The sequence below is a fragment of the Microbacterium sp. BWT-B31 genome, from assembly GCF_041379855.1.
GTDB lineage: Bacteria > Actinomycetota > Actinomycetes > Actinomycetales > Microbacteriaceae > Microbacterium.
Genome location: NZ_JBFECU010000003.1, coordinates 261805 through 281029 on the forward strand (window position 1 = coordinate 261805; position 19225 = coordinate 281029).

The 19225-nt window shown below is 71.0% G+C and carries 16 protein-coding genes; 8 read left to right on the forward strand and 8 right to left on the reverse strand.

Annotated features, from left to right (window positions below):
- Window positions 1-118 precede the first annotated feature (118 nt).
- The 3 genes from AB1K54_RS05530 to AB1K54_RS05540 form a co-directional block, all read right to left on the reverse strand.
- Window positions 119-1612 (reverse strand): sensor histidine kinase, encoded by a 1494-nt coding sequence (locus AB1K54_RS05530; RefSeq protein ID WP_371201723.1) that lies wholly within the window; start codon window positions 1610-1612, stop codon window positions 119-121.
- A 73-nt stretch (window positions 1613-1685) separates the two neighbouring features.
- Window positions 1686-3149 (reverse strand): CpaE family protein, encoded by a 1464-nt coding sequence (locus AB1K54_RS05535; protein ID WP_371201724.1) that lies wholly within the window; start codon window positions 3147-3149, stop codon window positions 1686-1688.
- On the reverse strand, window positions 3149-3775 hold the full coding sequence (locus tag AB1K54_RS05540; RefSeq protein WP_371201725.1) for an SAF domain-containing protein: 627 nt from the start codon (window positions 3773-3775) through the stop codon (window positions 3149-3151). The genes AB1K54_RS05535 and AB1K54_RS05540 overlap by 1 nt, the downstream gene beginning before the upstream one ends.
- Before the next feature lie 100 nt (window positions 3776-3875).
- On the opposite strand from AB1K54_RS05540, the gene AB1K54_RS05545 reads away from it, so the two are divergent.
- Entirely contained in the window at window positions 3876-4157 is a 282-nt protein-coding gene (locus AB1K54_RS05545; RefSeq protein WP_371201726.1) for a helix-turn-helix domain-containing protein, read from the forward strand.
- A gap of 29 nt (window positions 4158-4186) precedes the next feature.
- Here AB1K54_RS05545 and AB1K54_RS05550 read toward each other — a convergent pair whose 3' ends face one another.
- Window positions 4187-4795: a hypothetical protein gene (locus AB1K54_RS05550; RefSeq protein ID WP_371201727.1), complete on the reverse strand. Its 609-nt coding sequence runs from the start codon at window positions 4793-4795 to the stop codon at window positions 4187-4189.
- 145 nt (window positions 4796-4940) lie between these two features.
- Between AB1K54_RS05550 and AB1K54_RS05555 the strand changes: the two genes are divergently transcribed.
- Window positions 4941-5381 (forward strand): Rv3235 family protein, encoded by a 441-nt coding sequence (locus tag AB1K54_RS05555; protein WP_371201728.1) that lies wholly within the window; start codon window positions 4941-4943, stop codon window positions 5379-5381.
- A 66-nt stretch (window positions 5382-5447) separates the two neighbouring features.
- Here the strand turns inward: AB1K54_RS05555 and AB1K54_RS05560 are convergent, their stop codons facing one another.
- Both AB1K54_RS05560 and secA read right to left on the reverse strand, forming a co-directional pair.
- Entirely contained in the window at window positions 5448-6671 is a 1224-nt protein-coding gene (locus AB1K54_RS05560) for a pyridoxal phosphate-dependent aminotransferase (RefSeq protein WP_371201729.1), read from the reverse strand.
- 82 nt (window positions 6672-6753) lie between these two features.
- Complete coding sequence (gene secA / locus AB1K54_RS05565) at window positions 6754-9573, reverse strand: preprotein translocase subunit SecA (RefSeq protein WP_371201730.1); 2820 nt, start codon at window positions 9571-9573, stop codon at window positions 6754-6756.
- 262 nt (window positions 9574-9835) lie between these two features.
- On the opposite strand from secA, the gene AB1K54_RS05570 reads away from it, so the two are divergent.
- The 6 genes from AB1K54_RS05570 to AB1K54_RS05595 all read left to right on the forward strand — a co-directional run bounded on the left by AB1K54_RS05570 (window position 9836) and on the right by AB1K54_RS05595 (window position 17211).
- Window positions 9836-10765: an efflux RND transporter periplasmic adaptor subunit gene (locus AB1K54_RS05570; RefSeq protein WP_371201731.1), complete on the forward strand. Its 930-nt coding sequence runs from the start codon at window positions 9836-9838 to the stop codon at window positions 10763-10765.
- The gene (locus AB1K54_RS05575; RefSeq protein ID WP_371201795.1) at window positions 10762-11508 is read left to right on the forward strand and encodes an ABC transporter ATP-binding protein; all 747 of its coding nucleotides are present in this window, start codon (window positions 10762-10764) and stop codon (window positions 11506-11508) included. Before AB1K54_RS05570 ends, AB1K54_RS05575 begins: the two co-directional genes overlap by 4 nt.
- Entirely contained in the window at window positions 11505-12713 is a 1209-nt protein-coding gene (locus AB1K54_RS05580; RefSeq protein ID WP_371201732.1) for an ABC transporter permease, read from the forward strand. The genes AB1K54_RS05575 and AB1K54_RS05580 overlap by 4 nt, the downstream gene beginning before the upstream one ends.
- 157 nt (window positions 12714-12870) lie before the next feature.
- The gene (locus AB1K54_RS05585) at window positions 12871-13503 is read left to right on the forward strand and encodes a PadR family transcriptional regulator (protein ID WP_371201733.1); all 633 of its coding nucleotides are present in this window, start codon (window positions 12871-12873) and stop codon (window positions 13501-13503) included.
- 263 nt (window positions 13504-13766) lie between these two features.
- Window positions 13767-15554 (forward strand): DEAD/DEAH box helicase, encoded by a 1788-nt coding sequence (locus AB1K54_RS05590; RefSeq protein WP_371201796.1) that lies wholly within the window; start codon window positions 13767-13769, stop codon window positions 15552-15554.
- 304 nt (window positions 15555-15858) lie between these two features.
- On the forward strand, window positions 15859-17211 hold the full coding sequence (locus AB1K54_RS05595; RefSeq protein WP_371201734.1) for a hypothetical protein: 1353 nt from the start codon (window positions 15859-15861) through the stop codon (window positions 17209-17211).
- 42 nt (window positions 17212-17253) lie between these two features.
- On the opposite strand, the gene AB1K54_RS05600 is transcribed toward AB1K54_RS05595, so the two are convergent.
- Window positions 17254-18474 carry an MFS transporter gene (locus AB1K54_RS05600; RefSeq protein ID WP_371201735.1) on the reverse strand — a complete coding sequence of 407 codons (1221 nt, stop codon included), beginning with the start codon at window positions 18472-18474 and terminating at the stop codon, window positions 17254-17256.
- Window positions 18475-18482: 8 nt separating this feature from the next.
- A complete protein-coding gene (gene hpf / locus AB1K54_RS05605; RefSeq protein WP_371201736.1) occupies window positions 18483-19136 on the reverse strand; it encodes a ribosome hibernation-promoting factor, HPF/YfiA family in 654 nt (217 codons plus the stop codon).
- Window positions 19137-19225 lie beyond the last annotated feature (89 nt).

The window sequence follows — 19225 nt, forward strand, 5'->3', positions numbered from 1 at the left end:
CGCAGCAATGCCGCGCAACGGCCTTGCTTCGAGGTGGGTAACGGTCGACTAGCCGGCGGAGCCGGCGTATCCAGACCCGCCCAAGCGTGTCGTGGCACCTTCCGCGGCATCCGCTCGGTCAGTTCTTGGGCCGCTCGATATAGCGCATCGGGATCTCGATCGTCACCTCGGTGCCGTTGCCGACCAGCGTGTGCCAGTCGATCGTGCCGCTCAGTTCGCCCTGGATGAGCGTGCGCACGATCTGCGTGCCCAGCCCGCGCCCGACCTGACCCTCGGGCAGGCCCACGCCGTTGTCGCGCACGCGCACCGACAGAACCTCGTCGGTGCGGTCGGCGATGATCTCGACATCGCCCTCCTGGCCGGCGAGGCCGTGCTCGACGGCGTTGGTCACCAGTTCGGTGAGCGCCAGGGCGAGCGGCGTCGCGTACTCACTCGGCAGCGTGCCGAATCGGCCGGTGGAGCGCGTCTTCGCGCGGGTGCTGGGGGCGGATGCCACTTCGGCGACGAGCTTGAGCACGCGGGCGAACACGTCGTCGAAGTCGACGCTCTGGGTCAGCCCCTCCGACAGGGTGTCGTGCACGACGGCGATCGCCGACACGCGCCGCATCGCCTGGGTGAGCGCCTCGCGGGCCTCGTCGGAGTGCGTGCGCCGCGCCTGGATGCGCAGGAGCGACGCCACGGTCTGCAGGTTGTTCTTGACCCGGTGGTGGATCTCGCGGATCGTCGCGTCCTTGGTGATGAGCTCCTGCTCCTGGTGACGCATCTCGGTGACGTCGCGGCAGAGCATGATGGCCCCGATGCGGGTGCCGTGGTCGCGCAGCGGGATCGTCCGCAGCGAGACTGTGACCCCACGGGCCTCGATGTCGGTGCGCCACGGCGCACGCCCGGTCACCACGACGGGCAGGGACTCGTCGAACTGCCGCTTCTCGGGGAGGATGCCCGTCACCACCTCGACGAGGGACTCGCCCTCGAGCTCGTCGTCGAAGCCGAGGCGGTTGAACGCTGACAACGCGTTGGGGCTCGCGAAGGTCGTGATGCCGTCGACGTCGAGCCGGATGAGTCCGTCGGACGCGCGCGGCGCGCCTCGGCGCGGACCGGTCGGGGCCGACAGATCGGGGAAGTCCCCCGCGGCCACCATGCCGAACAGGTCGTCGGCGCAGTCGTTGAACGTGATCTGCTGCCTCGACGGCGTGCGCGTCTCGCCCAGATTGGTGTGGCGGGTGAGCACGCCGATCGCGACGGGCTGCGCGCCTGCGCGCGCGGGCTCGCGCACGATCGGCACCGCGCGCACGCGGGTGGGGGTCTCTTCGAACCAGTCCGGCGACGCCGAGTCGACGATACGCACGGTCGTGAACGCCTCGCGCACCTGCGTGCGCCACTGGGGACGGACGCGATCGCCGACGATGTCGCGGTAGAACAACGTCGCCGCACTGCTCGGCCTGGTGTGGGCGACGGCGACGAACGAGTCGTCCGCCGTGGGGGCCCAGATCACGATGTCGGCGAAGGCGAGGTCCGCCAGCAGCTGACCGTCGCCCGCGAGCCTGTGCAGCCACTCGACATCGGGATCGCTGGATCGTCCTTGCGCGTAGACCAGGTCGCTGAGGGTCGACATTCCTCCAGCCTAGAGCGCTGCGCGAGCCCGCGACTCCCGGCACGACCGCGCCCATCGCGCGAGGTCGCCGCCGTCAGCGCACGGCAGCGGTCCGGTCCTGCAGCGACCCCTCGCGCGGCGCGCCTCGGCGCGGCGGACGCCGACGGGGCGGCGCTGCCAGCGGGGGCACGATCGCCTCGCCGACGAAGCGGCGCAGCGCGAGCGTGAACGGCGACCGCGGCGCGACCTCGGCGATCGGCCGCGCCGCGAGGAGGGCCGCGTCGACGCTGCGCGGGTCGGCCGGCACGAACCACACCGACTCGATGCCGCCGAAGCGGTCGAGCGTGCGGCGCACCTGACCGCGCGCGTCGATGCCGAGCGTGCCCGGGCGCAGGCGGTTGGCGAGCACGACCACGGGCGTCGCGCCGATGGTGGCCCGCAGCTCGGGGTACGCACGAAGAAACCGCGAGACGCCGACCGGGTCTGCCGCGACGGTCGCAACGACGAGGTCGGCCGCGCGCAGGGCGGCGAGCGTGGCCGCGTTGCGACGGGGTCCGCTCAGGTCGCTCACGATCTCTTCGTCCTGCTCGAGGGATGCCGCGACATCGACGACCGTGTGATCGGCCCACACCCGGCATGCCGCCAACGCCCCCGTGACACGCGAATCGCTCAGCTCGGGCCATCGCGAGGGGCGGTTGATGCCGGTGAGGACATCGACGCCGGAGGTGCCGATCGGCAGCGAGATGCGGGTCAGCTCCCGCGCGTCCAGTCCGCCGACCTCGACCTGCCGGCATGCCGCGGCGAAACCCGGACCTTCGTCGGCAAGCCCGAGGGTGAGGGCGATCGAGGGCGCGTGCGCGTCGGCGTCGACGAGCCCGACGTGTCTGCCGCCGCGCGCCAGTTCGACGGCGAGCTCGATGGCGATCGTGGATCGGCCGGGGGCCCCGGCCGTGCCCCAGACGGCGATCGTCCGGGGCCCGGCAGGCACATCGGGCGCGACCGGATGCGGCGCGGCGGCCCGCGCGGCCGGGCTGGCCTCGGCGACCGGGTCGGCGACGGCCGGGTCTGCGCGGGGCGCGCCCGGCGGCGCCTGCCGCGCGTCGGCCGCCGACGCACCGGCCGCGAGGACCGTCGGCGCCCTGAGCGTCTCGGCGAGACGCCAGGGCTCGACGTCGACCGGCAGTGCGGGCGGCAGCCCGAAGGCGGCGGCGATCCGCTCGTCGCCCGAGGCCGCGCTCAGCGGCGCGATCCGCACGCCGTGCCGGTCGCACAGGGCGACGACATCCGCCGTGAGGGTCTGTCGAGCGGCCTCCAGGACGACCACCTCGATCTGACCGAGGAGCGCGCCCATCGCCGCGGCATCGGGGAAGCCGGGGCTGTGCGGCTGCTCGGCGTCGGGAGCGGCATCCGCCTGCGCGTAGCCGTACGCGGCGGGCTCCCGCGAGACCGCTGCGAGCGAGGCTGCGGCCACGACGCCGATCACCTCGATGCCTTCGCGAGCCAGCCCGGACGCGAACCGCTCCTGCCAGGGCGCGTCGACGGCGACGAGCACCCTCATCACTGCGCCGCCGTGGTGGGAACGACCGACAGCGCCGAGTCGTCCGACATCGCCGCCAGGATCCCGGCGACGTCGGCGCGCGCAACGACGAGTTCGAGCGCGACCGAGGTGCCCGTCACCATGCCCTCGTCCCGCGTCACCGACACGACCGCCGCGTCGGCGACCAGCACGCGCGGGGTGTCGTACCTGCCGTGCTCGATGAGCGGAGCCTCCCAGACCTCGACGACGCTTCCGGTGCGCACGGAGGCTGGCACGTCGACAGCGCTGCGCACGACGACGTTCGTGGTGCTCGCCTTCGCCGCGTCGCCGATCGCGCTGCGGGGAACGAGCTCGCCCGAGCCGATCGTGCGTGTCGCTACGACGCCGGCCTCGAGGGCGGTGGGCTCGAGGTAGCTCGCGCCGACCTGACCCAGCGCGACGTCGACCACGCGCACGTCGTCGCCGGACAGCGGCTGCCCCGGCACGATGGTGTGCGCGGCCGCGAGGACCGGCACCGTCTGCCGGGCCGACGTCACGACGAACCAGACGCCCGCGATCGACGCGATCACCAGCACCACCCCGATGAGGAACCTGGCATCGGCCCAGAAGACGCGGGGGCGGGGGCGAACGGTGTCGAGTGCGGTCATGCCCTCCATCGTCACCCATCGGGTGCGACGGGCCCCGCGGTTATCCACAGCCTGGAGCCGCCCTGGCATGCGCACGCCTGCGCGCGCCATAATTGAGGTCATGCCCGTCACGCCGCAGCCGAACCTGCGCCTGCTCGCACCCGCGCAGGCCGCAGAGATCCTCGGCGTCACCGTCGACGAGGTGGTCGCGCTCGTGCAGTCCGCCCAGTTGCGCGGTGTGCGCGTCGGCGTGCCCGCGACCCTGCGCATCGCCGAGCACAGCATCACGGAGTATCTCGACGAGCAGGCCGAGCTCGAGCGTCTGAGCGCCCTGTGGAACGAGTCGAACGAGGCGAGCTTCCCCGAACTGTGGGGCACCGGCATCGTCCGTCACGCCGACTGAGCATGCGCTGCGCACCGCCCTCGGCCGGATCACACGTACGGGGTCGTCGCGGCGTCGAGTGCGATCCACGAGATCGCCGAGAACGGCACCAGGCGGTGCCCTGTCACCTCGGACGCGCGCCGGGGCGCCCCGGGCTCGTGGAGGGCGAGATCGAGATGGTCGGCGCCCGCGCGGTCGATGGTGCCCGTCAGCACCCGGCCGGCGCGAAGGTGCAGTGCGACGGCGCTGCGTCGCCGGACCAGGTCGCGCAGCACGAACCCCAGCGTGAGACGGTCCGACAGCGACGACCTCGATGTCACGGGCCGCGCCGTTCGCAGCACCTCCGCGTGAGCCAGGGCGATCGAGACGATCCCGTCGATCGGGACCAGCACCGCGCCGGCGCGCCCGCCGACCGGGTCGAGCGCGATCCAGTCCGCCCCGACACCGGTGACCTCGGCGGAGAGCACCGACCCGTCGAAGAGCTCGAACGCCGGCGGCGAGTCGATGCGCTCACGGCCCGCGAGCGCGATCAGGCGGTCGCGCAGGGGGACACGCGAGAGCCGCAGTCGCTCCGCCTCGGTGTCGAGCGCCGCGCGCTCGGCCTCCCATTCGGACGCGAACTGCGCCTCGAGATCGTCGAAGAATCCGTCCCAGCGCATCCCGCGAGAGTAGGGCACGATGCGTGTCAGAGGGCTCAGGTTATCCACAGATGACGAACCTGAGTTTTCGCTGAGGGTTCGCTCATGTTCTACTGATACCGCAACATCCAAGCCATTCCCCCCCTTGTCAAGAGAGGTCCACGCTATGGCTTCGACGCCCGGCGCCACCGCGCGCGCACTCTCGAGGTTCGAGGACGCGTACGAACTGACGCGGCTGTTCGCCCCACAGCGCACACCGAACGTCGAGCTTCCCGATCCGGCACCGCTGCTGCGGAACCTGACACTCGGCGTGCTCGAGGTCTTCGCCGGGGTACGCGACGTCGACCAGCTCGCGCGCTGGCTGAACGAGGACTCGTACCGCAAGCTCGTCACGCGTGCGAACCTCGCGGCCCGCGCTCGCAGCGCCCGCGGTGTTCCTGCGAGCCGGCCCGTGCACGCGATCCTCTCAGTGCGGCACTCCTCCCCCGTCGACGGCGTGACCGAGGGCGTCGTGATCGTCGCCGGCCCCGCCCGCACCCGCGCCGTCGCGATGCGGCTCGAGGGCACCGACGGGCGCTGGCGCGCGACCTCGCTGGCCCTCCTGTGACCTCCCCGGGCGGCGCCTGAGCCACGACGGCCGCCCCCGCGGGATGCCGCGCCCCGGCCCCGCCCCCTATTGGCGGTAGGACGACAGGAAGTTGCCCAGCCGCTCGATGGCCTCGGTGAGCACGCGCGCCTCGGGGAGGGTCACGATGCGCACGTGATCGGGCGTCGGCCAGTTGAACCCCGTGCCCTGCACGAGCAGCACATGCTCGGCGACGAGGAAGTCGTAGACGAACTTGGCGTCGTCGCGGATCTCATAGACCTCGGGGTCGAACTGGGGGAACGCGTAGAGCGCGCCCTGCGGCCGATGGCACGAGACGCCCGGGATCGACTCGAGGGTCTGCCACGCGGCATCCCGCTGCTCGTGCAGCCGACCCGTCGGCGCGATGAGCATGTCGATCGACTGCACCCCCGACAGGGCTGCCTGCACGGCGTGCTGCGCCGGCACGTTCGGACACAGTCTCGTCGAGGCCAGCAGCTGGATGCCCTCGAGGAAACCCGCCGCGTGCTTCTTCGGGCCGGTGATCACGAGCCAGCCGGAGCGATACCCGGCGACGCGGTAGGTCTTGGAGAGACCGTTGAAGGTCAGGCACAGCAGGTCGGGCGCGAGGGTCGCGAGCGGGATGTGCTGGGCGTCGTCGTACAGGATGCGGTCGTAGATCTCGTCCGACAGCAGCAGCAGCGAGTTCTCGCGCGCGATCTCGACGATGCCCTCGAGCACTTCGCGGGAGTACACCGCGCCGGTGGGGTTGTTCGGATTGATCACCACGATCGCCTTGGTGCGCGGCGACACCTTCGCGCGGATGTCGTCGAGGTCGGGCTGCCAGCCGTTCTCGCTGTCGCATCGGTAGTGCACGGGCGTGCCGTCGGCGAGGCTCGTCATCGCGGTCCACAGCGGGTAGTCCGGCGCCGGGATGAGCACCTCGTCGCCCTCGTCGAGGAGGGCCTGCATCGTCATGGTGATGAGCTCGGACACGCCGTTGCCGAGGTAGACGTCGTCCGGATCGAACTGCGGGAAGCCGGGGGTCTCTTCGTAGCGTGAGACGACCGCGCGGCGGGCGGACATGATGCCGCGGCTGTCGCTGTAGCCATGCGCCTGCGGGATCGCCTCGATCATGTCGCGCACGATCTGGAACGGCGCCTCGAAGCCGAACACCGCCGGGTTGCCGGTGTTGAGCTTGAGGATCGTGTGTCCCTCGGCCTCGAGTCGGTCGGCCTCGGCCAGTGCTGCCCCGCGGATCTCGTAGAGGACATCCTTGAGCTTGCTGGACTGATCGAGGGTTCTGAGACTCATCCCCTCAGAATATCCGCGCCCGGCGCGAGCCAATGGCCGGCCCGTGGCCCGGTCGTCCCGCCGAGGCGCCCGGGCGCGCCGCTCAGCCCTTGCGCTCGGCGGCGCGGCGCTGGGCGCGGTTCTGGGGGGCCTGGTCGGCGGCCGGTGCGGCATCCGTGCGCTGTCCGAACGCGCCGCGAGGCGCTTCGGCAGCCGGTGCGGCGGGCTGACCGGCGGCGGCTGCGGCAGCGGCCTGACGCAGCCGGGTAGTGGCCGCCTGCTGCACCTGGCCGCGGTCGTTGCGCACCTCGACCTCGCCGGCGTCGTTGGCCGCCGAGTACTGCAGACGCTGACCCTCGACCGGCGGCGCCGCGAGCCCCTTGGCCTCGACCTGCATGGCCTGCTCGCCTTCGCCGGCGCGCCGCACCTCGACCTCGAGGTTGTAGAGATAGCCGACCGACTCCTCTTTGATCTGGCCCATCATCGACTGGAACATCTGGTACCCCTCGCGCTGGTACTCGATGAGCGGATCGCGCTGGGCCATCGCACGCAGGCCGATGCCGTCCTTCAGATAGTCCATCTCGTAGAGGTGGTCGCGCCAGCGGCGATCGAGCACCTGCAGCACGACGCGACGCTCGAGCTCGCGGGTGGCGGCCTCGCCGAGGCCCCCTTCGCGCGCCTTGTAGGCGATGGCGGCGTCCGAGAGGATCTCTCGCTTGAGGCCCTCGGCGGTGATGCCGCCCTTGCGGCCCGCGGCCTCGGCGACGACCTCGTCGATGGTGACACCGACCGGGTAGAGCGTCTTCAGCTCGGTCCACAGCGCGTCGAAGTCCCAGTTCTCACTGTGACCCGACCCGGTGTGGTCGTCGATGACGGCGGTGATCGCGTCTTCGATGAAGTGGTTCACGCGGCCGGCGATGTCGTCGCCTTCGAGGATGTGACGGCGGTCGGAGTAGATCGCCTCGCGCTGGCGGTTGAGCACGTCGTCGTACTTGAGGACGTTCTTGCGGATCTCGGCGTTTCGCGCCTCGACCTGCGACTGCGCGCTCTTGATGGCGCGCGTGACCATGCCCGACTCGATCGCGACGTCGTCGGGGAAGTTGGTGCGCGCGAGGATCGCCTCGGCGGCGCCCGACTGGAACAGGCGCATGAGGTCATCGGTCAGCGACAGGTAGAACCGGCTCTCGCCGGGATCTCCCTGACGGCCCGACCGGCCGCGCAGCTGGTTGTCGATGCGGCGCGACTCGTGCCGCTCGGTGCCCAGCACGTAGAGCCCGCCGGCTGCGACGACCTTGGCCGCCTCGGCCTCGACGGTGTCTTTCGTGGCCCGGTAGACCGAATCCCACTCGGCCTCGTACTCTTCGGGCGTCTCGACCGGGTCGAGGCCCTTGGCCTTCATCTCCTGCACGGCGAGGAACTCGGCGTTTCCGCCGAGCATGATGTCGGTGCCGCGGCCGGCCATGTTGGTGGCGACGGTCACCGCGCCCAGGCGCCCGGCGCGGGCGACGATCTCAGCCTCGCGCGCATGGTTTTTCGCGTTCAGGACCTCGTGCTTGATGCCCTTCTTCGCGAGCAGGCGGGAGAGGTACTCGCTCTTCTCGACGCTCACGGTGCCCACGAGCACCGGCTGGCCGGATGCGTGGCGCTCGGCGATGTCCTCGACGACTTGGGCGAACTTGGCCCGCTCGTTCTTGTAGACGAGGTCGGACTGATCCTTGCGGATCATCGGCTTGTTCGTCGGGATCGGGACCACGCCCAGCTTGTAGGTCGACATGAACTCGGCGGCCTCGGTCTCGGCCGTGCCGGTCATGCCCGAGAGCGTCTCGTAGAGGCGGAAGTAGTTCTGCAGCGTCACGGTCGCCAGAGTCTGGTTCTCGGCCTTGACCGGGACGGCTTCCTTCGCCTCGATCGCCTGATGCACGCCCTCGTTGTAGCGTCGGCCGACCAGGATGCGGCCGGTGTGCTCGTCGACGATCATGACCTCGTCGTTCATCACGACGTAGTCGGTGTCGCGCTTGAACAGGGCCAGGGCCTTGATCGAGTTGTTCAGGAACGAGATGAGCGGGGTGTTCGCCGACTCGTAGAGGTTGTCGATGCCGAGGTAGTCCTCGACCTTCTGGATGCCGGGCTCGAGCACGCCGACGGTGCGCTTCTTCTCGTCGACCTCGTAGTCGACGCCCACCTCGAGGGTCTTGGCGATGCGCGCGAACTCGACGAACCAGCGGTTGGCCTCGCCCGAGGACGGGCCCGAGATGATGAGCGGCGTGCGGGCCTCGTCGATGAGGATCGAGTCGACCTCGTCGACGATCGCGAAGAAGTGACCGCGCTGCACGAGGTCTTCGCGGCGCCACGCCATGTTGTCGCGCAGGTAGTCGAAGCCGAACTCGTTGTTCGTGCCGTAGGTGATGTCGGCGTTGTACTGCTCGCGACGGACCTCGGGCGTCTGCCCGGCGACGATCGTGCCGGTCGTCATGCCGAGGGCGCGATAGATGCGGCCCATCAGGTCGGCCTGGTAGGACGCGAGGAAGTCGTTGACCGTGACGACGTGCACGCCCTTGCCGGCGATCGCGTTGAGATACGCCGGAAGGGTGGCCACGAGCGTCTTGCCCTCACCGGTCTTCATCTCGGCGATGTTGCCGAGGTGCAGGGCCGCACCGCCCATGATCTGCACGTCGTAGTGCCGCTGACCGAGGGTGCGCTTGGCCGCTTCCCGGACGGCGGCGAACGCCTCGGGCATGAGCTTCTCGAGAGACTCGCCCGCCTGATAACGCGCTCGCAGCTCGGCGGTCTCGCCGCGCAGCTCGTCGTCCGTGAGGTGAGCGTAGTCCTCTTCGAGGGCGTTGACGGCCGTCACGACCTGCTGAAGACGACGGAGGATGCGTCCTTCGCCGGCGCGGAGCAGTTTCTCGAGAGGATTGGCCACGGAACGTTCTCCATCTGTCGGGATGTGCGGCGACGGCCGCTCCCGCCCACGCGTCGTGCGCGCCGCGGGCATGCACGAGGCCCTGGCGGGCATATCTGCCTATGTTATCCGCCCGTGACCTTGGTGTGTGCTGGGTACGCGCCTATCATCCGGGGGATCCCGGATCCGACCCCGAATCGTCCCTGATCGTTCTCACCGCCCAGTGCCGAAGCGGTTAGGTTCGAAGGGATGCCGTGCGTCGACGCGCGGCGGAAAGGACGTCATGGTCGTCTGGCGCAGATGGATCTTCCCGATCCTCATGGTCCTGGTGTTCGGCGCGATCGCCGCCGCCCTGGTGAAGATCGCGTTCTTCCCTGATCCGGCCGAGGCCTCGGTGCAGCCGTCCGCCGGGATCGCCGACACGGTCGTGCCGGTCACGCGCGGCGAGGTGGTGAACGCGCTGAGCCTTCCGGGCACGATCGCGCGTGACGAGGCGGTCACGGTGAGGTCCGAGATCGACGGAACCGTGACGGCGGTGCATGTCGGCCAGGGTCAGCCGGTCGCCGGAGGGCAGGTGCTGTTCACCATCAAGCAGTCCTACCCGGAGAAGAACATCGACGTCGTCGCGCCGGAGGCCGGCGACATCGCGACGCTTTCGGTGGTGAAGGGCCAGGCCACGTCGATCGGCGGCGAGCTGGTGACGATCACCCCGGCCAGGTACCACGTGTTGAGCACGGTCGAGCCGGTGCAGCTCTACCGGCTCGTCGGCGCCCCGAGCGAGGCATCCGTCACCATCCAGGGCGGGCCCGCGCCCTTCACGTGCACCGGACTCAATGTTCAGGTGGCGCAGGATGCCACGACCAGCGTGCGCTGCGCGGTGCCGACCGACCAGATGGTCTTCGCCGGTCTGCAGGCCACGCTCGGCATCAGCATCGGGACGGTCTCGGATGTGCTCGTCGTGCCGACCACCGCCGTCAAGGGCGGGGCGGTCACCGGGATCGTCTGGGTCGACGCAGGCGACGGCTCGCAGCCGGAGGAGCGCACCGTCGCACTCGGTGCGAGCGACGGCAGCGTCGTCGAGGTGACCGAGGGGCTCGAGGAGGGCGAGAGCATCCGCCAGTTCGTTCCCGGCCTGGCGGCGGTGACCGAGCCGGTGTGCTACGACGACGGAATGGGCGGCCAGTTCTGCGAAGAGCCGGGGTGGAACTGGTGACCCTCGTCGCTCTCGAGGCGGTCACCAAGCACGTCACGCTCCCCGACGACTCGCGGCTGGACATCCTGCGCGGCATCGACCTCGAGATCGGCGCGGGCGACCACGTCTCGATCGTCGGCCGCAGCGGCTCGGGCAAGTCGACGCTGCTGAACATCCTCGGGATGCTGGATTCGCCGTCGAGCGGTTCCGTGTCGTTCCGCGGCGCGGCCGCGGGCAGGATGGGCCAGGCCCGGCTCGACCGGCTGCGCGGACGCAACGTCGGATTCGTCTTCCAGCAGTTCAACCTCCTCGCGGGGCGTTCGGCGCTCGAGAACGTCGCGATGCCGCTCAGCTACGCCTCGGGTCGCGCGTTCTGGACCCGCAAGCGCGTCGCCGCCGAGATGCTCGACCGCGTCGGCCTCTCGCACCGCCTCGAGTCCCCGCCGGAGCAGCTGTCCGGCGGAGAGCAGCAGCGCGTCGCGATCGCGCGCGCGCTCGTGCGGCGCCCCGCGCTGATCCTCGCCGACGAGCCGACCGGCGCACTCGACGTCGAGACCGGCGGCGCGGTCATGACGCTGCTCGACGACGTGGCGGCCGAGGCCGAGGCGGCGCTGGTCACCATCACGCACGACGTGCACGTCGCCGCCCGCGCGAGGCGCCACTACCGCCTCGAAGCCGGCGTGCTCGCCCCCGTCGAGCTCGACCTGGCGTTCCGCGAGACGGCGCTGGGCGTGGTCGCCGAGGCGCCGGCGGGCGTGTCGTGAGCAGCATCGTCGGGGCGCTCGGCGACGCGTGGTCCGAGCTTCGCCATCACCGGCTGCGGGTGCTGCTGAGCCTCATCGGGATCGCGGTGTCGGTGGGGGCGATCACCGCCGTCATCGCGCTCGGCGAGTACCAGCGCCAGCAGATGGCCGAGCAGTCCGACCGCTTCGGCGGTCGTCAGGCGACCATCTCGGTCACGGCGTTCGCGGCCGACGGGTCGCCGATGGATCCCGCCGCGTTCGACGAACGCGTCGACCGGGTGTCGGAGCGATTCGGCTTCTCGCATCGCACGCGGGTCGTGATCGGCTCCTCCGTCGAGGTGCAGACGCCCGATCAGGTGCGGACGGTGGGGCTGCGGCTGGTGGATCCCGCGTACTCGGTGATCCACCGCGCGCCGCTTCTCGAGGGCCGCTGGTTCCGCGCGGGAGACGAGCAGCTGCTCGCCCCGCCGGTCGTGGTCACCGAGTCGCTGTGGGACGCGTTCGGCCGCCCCGCCCTCGGCACGTTCGCCCTTCATCTTCAGGGCGAGGTGGACGGTTCGTATTCCGTGATCGGCGTCACCCCGCGGCAGTATCCCGGCGACGAGGAGAAGCTGCTGACCGCGCTGTTCGACGGCTACGCGTCCCGCGTCGACACGCTGCCGGTCGCCACGCAGATGACGTGGGAGATGTGGGTGACAAGCGACCAGGTCGCCGAGATCGGCCCGGCACTGGCCACCGATCTGCGCGCGGGCCTGGACGACAGTATCGAGGTGTCGGTCACCCGCAGCGACTGGGGCTCGCGACCCGAGATGGCCGCTCAGATGGCGATGTTCGAGCTGATCACCGGCGGGATCGCGGGCCTCGTGCTGCTGCTGGGCGGCCTCGGGCTCGTGAACATCCAGCTCGTCGCGATGCGTCAGCGCATCCGCGAGATCGGCGTGCGGCGCAGCTTCGGCGCCACCGGCAGCCGCGTCTTCTTCTCGGTTCTGCTCGAGAGCGTGGTCGCGACGGCGGTGGCGGGGGTGGTCGGCATCGCCCTGGCGATCGCGATCATGAAGGCGCCGTTCGTCGAACAGCTCTTCCAGGGACTGCAGGACGTGCCGCCCTTCCCCCTGCGCGCTGCTGTCATCGGCCTCGTCGCGGCCGTCGCGATCGGGGCGCTCGCGGGGTTCATCCCGGCGATCGTGGCGGTGCGGGCTCGGGTGATCGACGCGCTGCGGTTCTGAACGCGGCTGCGGCGACGGATGCCTCAGCCCGCGCTCTGCGTGGGCTGAGGCATCCGTCTTCGGTCTCTCTTTTCGCCTGTCGGGAGGAACTTGACTCGCTTCCCCGTATGCATATACTCAGTAACTAGTTACTCGGTATGCATCAACGGAGCGTGCGATGTCGGTGAGACAGAGCCTTTTGGCGATCCTCGATCAGGGGCCGTGCTACGGCTATCAGCTGCGCGCGGAGTTCGACCGCCGCACCGGGTCGACCTGGCCGCTCAACGTCGGGCAGATCTACAACACCCTCGACCGCCTCGAGCGCGACGGCCTCGTCACCAAGGGCGACACCGACCAGCAGGGGCACGTCTACTGGCACATCACGGATGCCGGCTCCGCCGAGGTCCGCGAGTGGCTGGCGTCTGCGGTGCGGCGCGGGAACGGCACGCGCGACGAACTCGCGATCAAGCTCGCCGTCGCCGCGACGCTGCCGGGAGTCGATGTGACAGAGCTCATCCAGACCCAGCGCCTGGCGTCGCTCGCACAGCTGCAGGAGCTCAACCGTGCGAAGTACGCCGGATCGTCGCCTGAGGGCGCCGAAGAGCTCGCGCGGTCGCTCGTGGTCGACTCGATGATCTTCCAGGCGGAGGCCGAGGTGCGCTGGCTCGACCACTCCGAGCAGCGCCTCGCGCGGCATCCGGATCACACGCTGACGCTCGAGCTGTCCACCCACAAGCCCCGGCGCGGGCGGCCGGCCAAGACCGCGCACCCGGCCGCTGCGGCCCTCGAAGCGCCGGAGTCCGCGCGCTGACCGGCGGTGTGCGATGAGCGCGGTGCCGGCCTCCTGAGTCTCGACGCGCATGGCTGCTCGGAGCGGACTCAGAGGCCCGAATGCGCCGAGACTTCAGGAGTTGCGCACGGGAGCCCCCCGCTGACGAGGTGAGGCTGCGCCGACATCGCCGCAGTCGCAGGGGCCGCGGCATCCTGCCCGCTCCCAGGCGCTCCCCGCTACCCTGAAGTGTGTCCCCTGACGATTCCCCGATCGAGGCCGAGGCTCCCGCAGAGCCCGCCGCGATGACGTTCGCCGACCTCGGATTGGGCGACGCCGTGCTCAAGGCGCTGCGCGAGGTGGGATACGAGACCCCCTCGGCGATCCAGGCCGCGACGATCCCGACCCTGCTGGCGGGTCGTGACGTGGTCGGAATGGCCCAGACCGGCACGGGCAAGACCGCCGCCTTCGCGCTGCCGATCATCGACCGCCTCGACGTGTCTCAGAAGACCCCGCAGGCGCTCGTGCTCGCCCCCACGCGCGAGCTCGCCCTGCAGGTGTGCGAGGCGTTCGAGAAGTACGCGGGGCACCTCAAGGGCGTGCACGTGCTTCCCGTCTACGGCGGCCAGGGCTACGGGGTGCAGCTGTCGGCGCTGCGCCGCGGCGTGCACATCGTCGTCGGCACGCCAGGCCGCATCATCGACCACCTCGAAAAGGGCACCCTCGACCTGTCGGAGCTCAAGTACCTCGTGCTCGACGAGGCCGACGAGATGCTCAAGATGGGCTTCGCCGAAGACGTCGAGACGATCCTCGCCGAAACCCCCGACACCAAGCAGGTCGCCCTGTTCTCGGCGACGATGCCGGCGACCATCCGCCGCATCTCGCAGCAGTACCTGAACGACCCCGAAGAGATCACCGTCAAAGCCAAGACGCAGACCTCGGCGAACATCTCGCAGCGCTACCTCGTGGTGCAGTGGCAGCAGAAGATGGACGCTCTCACGCGCTTCCTCGAGGTCGAGAACTTCGACGGCATGATCGTGTTCGGCCGCACCAAGTCCGTCACCGAAGAGATCGCCGAGAAGCTGCGCGCCCGCGGCTACTCCTCCGCCGCGATCAACGGCGACATCGCGCAGCCTCAGCGTGAGAAGACCGTGAACCAGCTGAAGTCGGGCAAGCTCGACATCCTGGTGGCGACGGATGTCGCCGCCCGCGGCCTCGACGTCGAGCGCATCTCGCACGTGGTGAACTTCGACATCCCCACCGACGCGGAGTCGTATGTGCACCGCATCGGCCGCACCGGACGCGCCGGACGCACCGGAGACGCGATCAGCTTCGTGACGCCCCGCGAGCGCGGGCTGGTGCGGATGATCGAACGCGCCACGCGGCAGGAGCTCACCGAGGTGCCGCTGCCGAGCGTGGACGAGGTCAACGTCACCCGTCTCGCCCGCTTCGACGACCGCATCACCGCCGCCCTGGCCGAGACCGAGCGCATCGAGAGCTTCCGCGACATCGTCGCGCACTACGTGCGCAACCACGACGTACCCGAGGCCGACGTCGCCGCCGCGCTCGCGGTGGTCGCGCAGGGCGACCAGCGGCTGCTGCTCGAGCCCGACCCCGAGCCCGCCCGGCGCCCGGAGCGGCGCGATTCCGGCGACCGCGGGGCATCCCGATTCGACCGCGACGACCGCGGGGAGCGGCCGGATCGGCCCGACCGCGCTGCGCGCCGCCCGCGCGAAGGCATGGCGACCTATCGCATCGCCGTCGGCCGGCGCCAGCGCGTCGAGCCGCGGCAGATCGTCGGCGCCCTCGCGAACGAGGGAGGGCTGCGCCGCGACGACTTCGGGGCGATCCAGATCCGCCCCGACTTCTCGCTCGTGGAGCTTCCCGCAGACCTCTCCCCCGAGACGCTGGAGCGCCTGTCGACCACGCGCATCTCGGGGCAGCTCATCGACCTGCGCCCCGACGCCGGCGGCCCGAGCCGTCGGCACGACGGCGGGACCGACCGCGGATTCCGCCGCGACGATCGGCGTGGGAACGACCGGCGGCCGGACGACCGGCCGCGCAAGCCGCGTCACGGCTCGTCGGACCGCTGACGGCGGGGCGAGGCATCCGTCATCTGCGGCGCGGTCCGAGAACAGGAGACTTCACCCAGCGCAGGACGCTCGGCGCGGGATCGTCCTGCACCCGGTGACATCACCTGATCCGGTGACGGCGGGACGAGGCATCCGTCATCTGCGGCGCGGTCCGAGAACAGGAGACTTCACCCAGCGCAGGACGCTCGGCGCAGGATCGTCCTGCACCCGGTGACATCACCTGATCCGGTGACGGCGACGCCCAGCGCACACCACCGCCTCCCGGCGCTCAGGCCGTGCCCAGAAACCTCAATAGGATCGGTGTATGGCGGGATTCTGGGGCGCACGCAAGCGCGAAGACAAAGCGGCCCTCGATGCGCAAGATGCGGATATCGCCCGCCGGGCGCAGGCCTCGCTGATCGCGACCGACGAGCGCATCCGGGTGACGACCGACGAGCTGGCCTTCGCCGAGGCCGAGCTCGGCCCCGGGCCGACCAAAGACCTGCGCGAGGCGCTCGAGGCGGTGCGCACGCACCTGGGCGAGGCGTTCCACCTGCACCAGCTCAACCACGACGAGATCCCCGACACCGCCGAAGAGCTGCGCACCCGCAACGCGCGCATCGCGCAGCTGTGCGAGTGGGCCGAGGCGCTCCTCGATGACCGCACGGCCGCGCTCGCCGAGCCGATCGCGCGGGCGCGGCGGGCTCCCGAGATCATCCAGAGCGTGCGAGCGGATGCCGCGGCCCTGCGCGCACGCCTTCCCGAGGCCCGCGCGACCGTCGTGCGCCTGGCGGCGCGCTACGCGCCCGCGGCGCTCTCGCAGGTCGAGGCGAACCCCGCTGAGGCCGAACAGCTGCTGTCGTTCGCCGAGCACGGCGCGGGCGTCGCCGAACGCCGTCGCGAAGCGGGTCAGCGCGAGCAGGCCAACCTCGCGCTGGAGGCCGCGACCGAGGCGGTGCGCCGCGCGGCGACCCTCATCGACGCCGTCGAGACCTTCGAGATCGAGGCACTGCGGGCAGAGTCCACGCTCGGCGCCATCATCGAGGACTCCCGGCAAGACGTCGCGGTCGCGCTCAAAGAGCCGGCGACCCCCGCCGTGACCGACGCGATCGCGGCCCTGCAGGCGGCGCTGGCGGCGCTCCCCGTCGCGGGCGTGAACACCGACCCGTTCACGCACCTGTCGCGACTGCGCGAGGCGAACGCCGGGCTCGATGCGGCGATCGCGGCCGCGCGCGAGCGTGCGGCGCGTCCGATCCCGCCGCTCGAGCACGTGCGACACGCGATCGATGACGCCGACCGGCAGCTCGCGGTGGCCCGCGACGTCATCGCGGGCCACCGCGGCTGGATCGGCGCCGACGCGCGCACGCGCCTGGCCGAGGCCGAGCGGCTGCGTGTCGACCTGGACACGTTCCTCGGCACGTCGGCCTCCACCGTCACCGCGATCAACGAGGACCACCGCGAGGAGGCGCTCGCGAAGGCCCGCCGCGTGGCGTTCCTCGCCGGCGAGGCCCTCCAGCTCGCCCAGCGCGACATCGACGCGTCGCGCCCGCAGGCGCCGGACCCGTGGGGCGGGCAGCCCGGCTGGGGCGGGGGCCGCCGCGGCGGCGGCAACGACCTCATGGGCGGCATCCTCGGGGGGCTCGTGATCGGGAGCATCCTGGACGGCATCTTCGACTGATCGCAACGACCCTCAGCGACTCGGAGGGGCGGCGCGATGGGCTCAAGGTGCGTCGTGCGGCACGGCGAGGCCGCTGCGCGGCCGGGCGCCGGTCATGCGCAGCGCGATGACGCTGACGGCGCCGCCCGCGGCGCACAGCGCCACCACGAGCCACGCCATCGGCGCGAACGCGGTGACGCCGACGCCGGCGATGAGCGACGCGAACACCGGCGGCCCGATCGTCGAGCCGAGGTTTCCGAGCTGCGTGAGCACGCCGTTCGCCCGCGAGGTCACCACCGGGTCGGTCGACAGCGCCGGGATCAGTCCGAACGCGGCGCCCTGCACGAGCCCGGAGAAGAACATCAGCGCGAGCGGTGCGACAAGCAGCGCACCCTCGGCCGCGACAGCCGCCCACACGCCCAGCACGAGCACCGCGACACCGGCGTAGCCTGCGATGAGCACCACGGGCGGGGTCACGGTGTACTGGCCGACGAAGCCGGCGACGATCGTGCCGACGATGCTCACCAGCGGCATCCACACCAGCAGCACCCCCGCGATCGCCGGGTCGGCGAACAGCGGCACGAAGGCCACGAGCGGCACGTACATCATCGTGTGGAACACGAACACCACTCCGGGCAGGAACGCGCGGGGCGAGCGGTAGGCGAGCGCGTGCGCGCGGAAGAACCCGTCGCCGCGCACCTGTGCCTGCGGGCCGTCTCCGGCCACTCGCGGCAGCAGCAGCACGACGGCGATCAGCAGCACCGCGAACACGAGCGCGTGGCCGAGGAACACGCCCGCGACGCCCCAGCGGGCCTCGACCGCGGGGGCGGCCCATCCGGTGATCGCGAACGCGAGCCCGAAGAACGCGCCCCACAGGCTCATCGCGAGTGACACGTGCCGCCGCGTGCTGAGCAGGATGATCAGCACGGGGCAGGACACGACCAGCCCCAGGTGCGCGACCCCTTCGAGCAGTCGCAGCGCGAGGAACACCGGCACGGGCGGCAGGAACGACTCCGCCAGCGACAGCAGGCCCCCGATCGCGAGACACGCGAGGATGACGCGGCGAAACCCGATCCGCGCCGCCGCGACGCTCGCGGTGAGGCCGAGCAGCATGCCGACGATCGCGGGCGCCGAGATGAACAGCGCCGCGATCGGCTCGGGCGCCCCGAACGCCTCGGTGACCTCCACGAAGATCGTCGAGACCTTGGCGAACTGCATCGCCGCGGCGATTCCCACCGCGACGAGCAGCCCGATCGGCAGCCAGCGCGTGCGCCCGGCCTCCACCGGGTCGGTTACGAGGCTGCGCGCTGCGGCGCGGCAGGCGTCGTCAGCGAGATGACGCCGTAGTCCCAGCCTTTGCGGCGGTACACGACGCTCGGGTGGTCGCTGCGCGCGTCGATGAAGAGGAAGAAGTCGTGGCCGACCAGCTCCATGCGGTCAACGGCCTCCTCGACGGTGAGCCACTCAGGCTCGAAGTTCTTGGTGCGGATGACCACGGGCGTGTAGTCCTGCTCCTCCTCGGCGCCCGTGATGACGGGGATCTCGCCCGTCGCGACGGCGTGCAGGACGTCGGCCGAGACCGGCTCGACGTCGATGCCCTGCAGCGTCCCGCCGGCGAACTTCGCGCCGCGCGGGTGCTGGCGGGCGTCGACCCGCTTCTCCTTCGCCCGGCGCAACTGCTCGCAGAGCCGGTCGACGGCCTGGTCGAGTGCGACGAACTTGTCGGCGTCGGTGGCCTCGGCCCGCACCAGGGGGCCCTTGCCGGTGACCGTGAGCTCGACGGTGTCGTCCTCCATGCGGCCGTTGTGGTAAGCGCGATGCGTGACCTTGACATCCACGCGCAGGGCGCGCGGCGCGAGGTTCTCGATGCGGAGGGTCTTGTCCTCGACAACGGTGCGGAATCGATCCGTGATGCCCACACCCACGCCGACGATGCTGGTTTCCATCCTTGACCTCCTTGTTCCGGTCCTCCCGGCCAAGGGCGGACCTTCAGTCGCCTTGTCCCTTCCACGCTAGCCCTCCCGGGCCCAGGTGT

Coding starts and splice junctions, on each gene's coding strand:
- AB1K54_RS05530 (WP_371201723.1), bottom strand. CDS start 1,612: ATGTCGACCCTCAGCGACCTGGTCTACGCGCAAGGACGATCCAGCGAT.
- AB1K54_RS05535 (WP_371201724.1), bottom strand. CDS start 3,149: ATGAGGGTGCTCGTCGCCGTCGACGCGCCCTGGCAGGAGCGGTTCGCG.
- AB1K54_RS05540 (WP_371201725.1), bottom strand. CDS start 3,775: ATGACCGCACTCGACACCGTTCGCCCCCGCCCCCGCGTCTTCTGGGCC.
- AB1K54_RS05545 (WP_371201726.1), top strand. CDS start 3,876: ATGCCCGTCACGCCGCAGCCGAACCTGCGCCTGCTCGCACCCGCGCAG.
- AB1K54_RS05550 (WP_371201727.1), bottom strand. CDS start 4,795: ATGCGCTGGGACGGATTCTTCGACGATCTCGAGGCGCAGTTCGCGTCC.
- AB1K54_RS05555 (WP_371201728.1), top strand. CDS start 4,941: ATGGCTTCGACGCCCGGCGCCACCGCGCGCGCACTCTCGAGGTTCGAG.
- AB1K54_RS05560 (WP_371201729.1), bottom strand. CDS start 6,671: ATGAGTCTCAGAACCCTCGATCAGTCCAGCAAGCTCAAGGATGTCCTC.
- AB1K54_RS05570 (WP_371201731.1), top strand. CDS start 9,836: ATGGTCGTCTGGCGCAGATGGATCTTCCCGATCCTCATGGTCCTGGTG.
- AB1K54_RS05585 (WP_371201733.1), top strand. CDS start 12,871: ATGTCGGTGAGACAGAGCCTTTTGGCGATCCTCGATCAGGGGCCGTGC.
- AB1K54_RS05590 (WP_371201796.1), top strand. CDS start 13,767: ATGACGTTCGCCGACCTCGGATTGGGCGACGCCGTGCTCAAGGCGCTG.
- AB1K54_RS05595 (WP_371201734.1), top strand. CDS start 15,859: ATGGCGGGATTCTGGGGCGCACGCAAGCGCGAAGACAAAGCGGCCCTC.
- hpf (WP_371201736.1), bottom strand. CDS start 19,136: ATGGAAACCAGCATCGTCGGCGTGGGTGTGGGCATCACGGATCGATTC.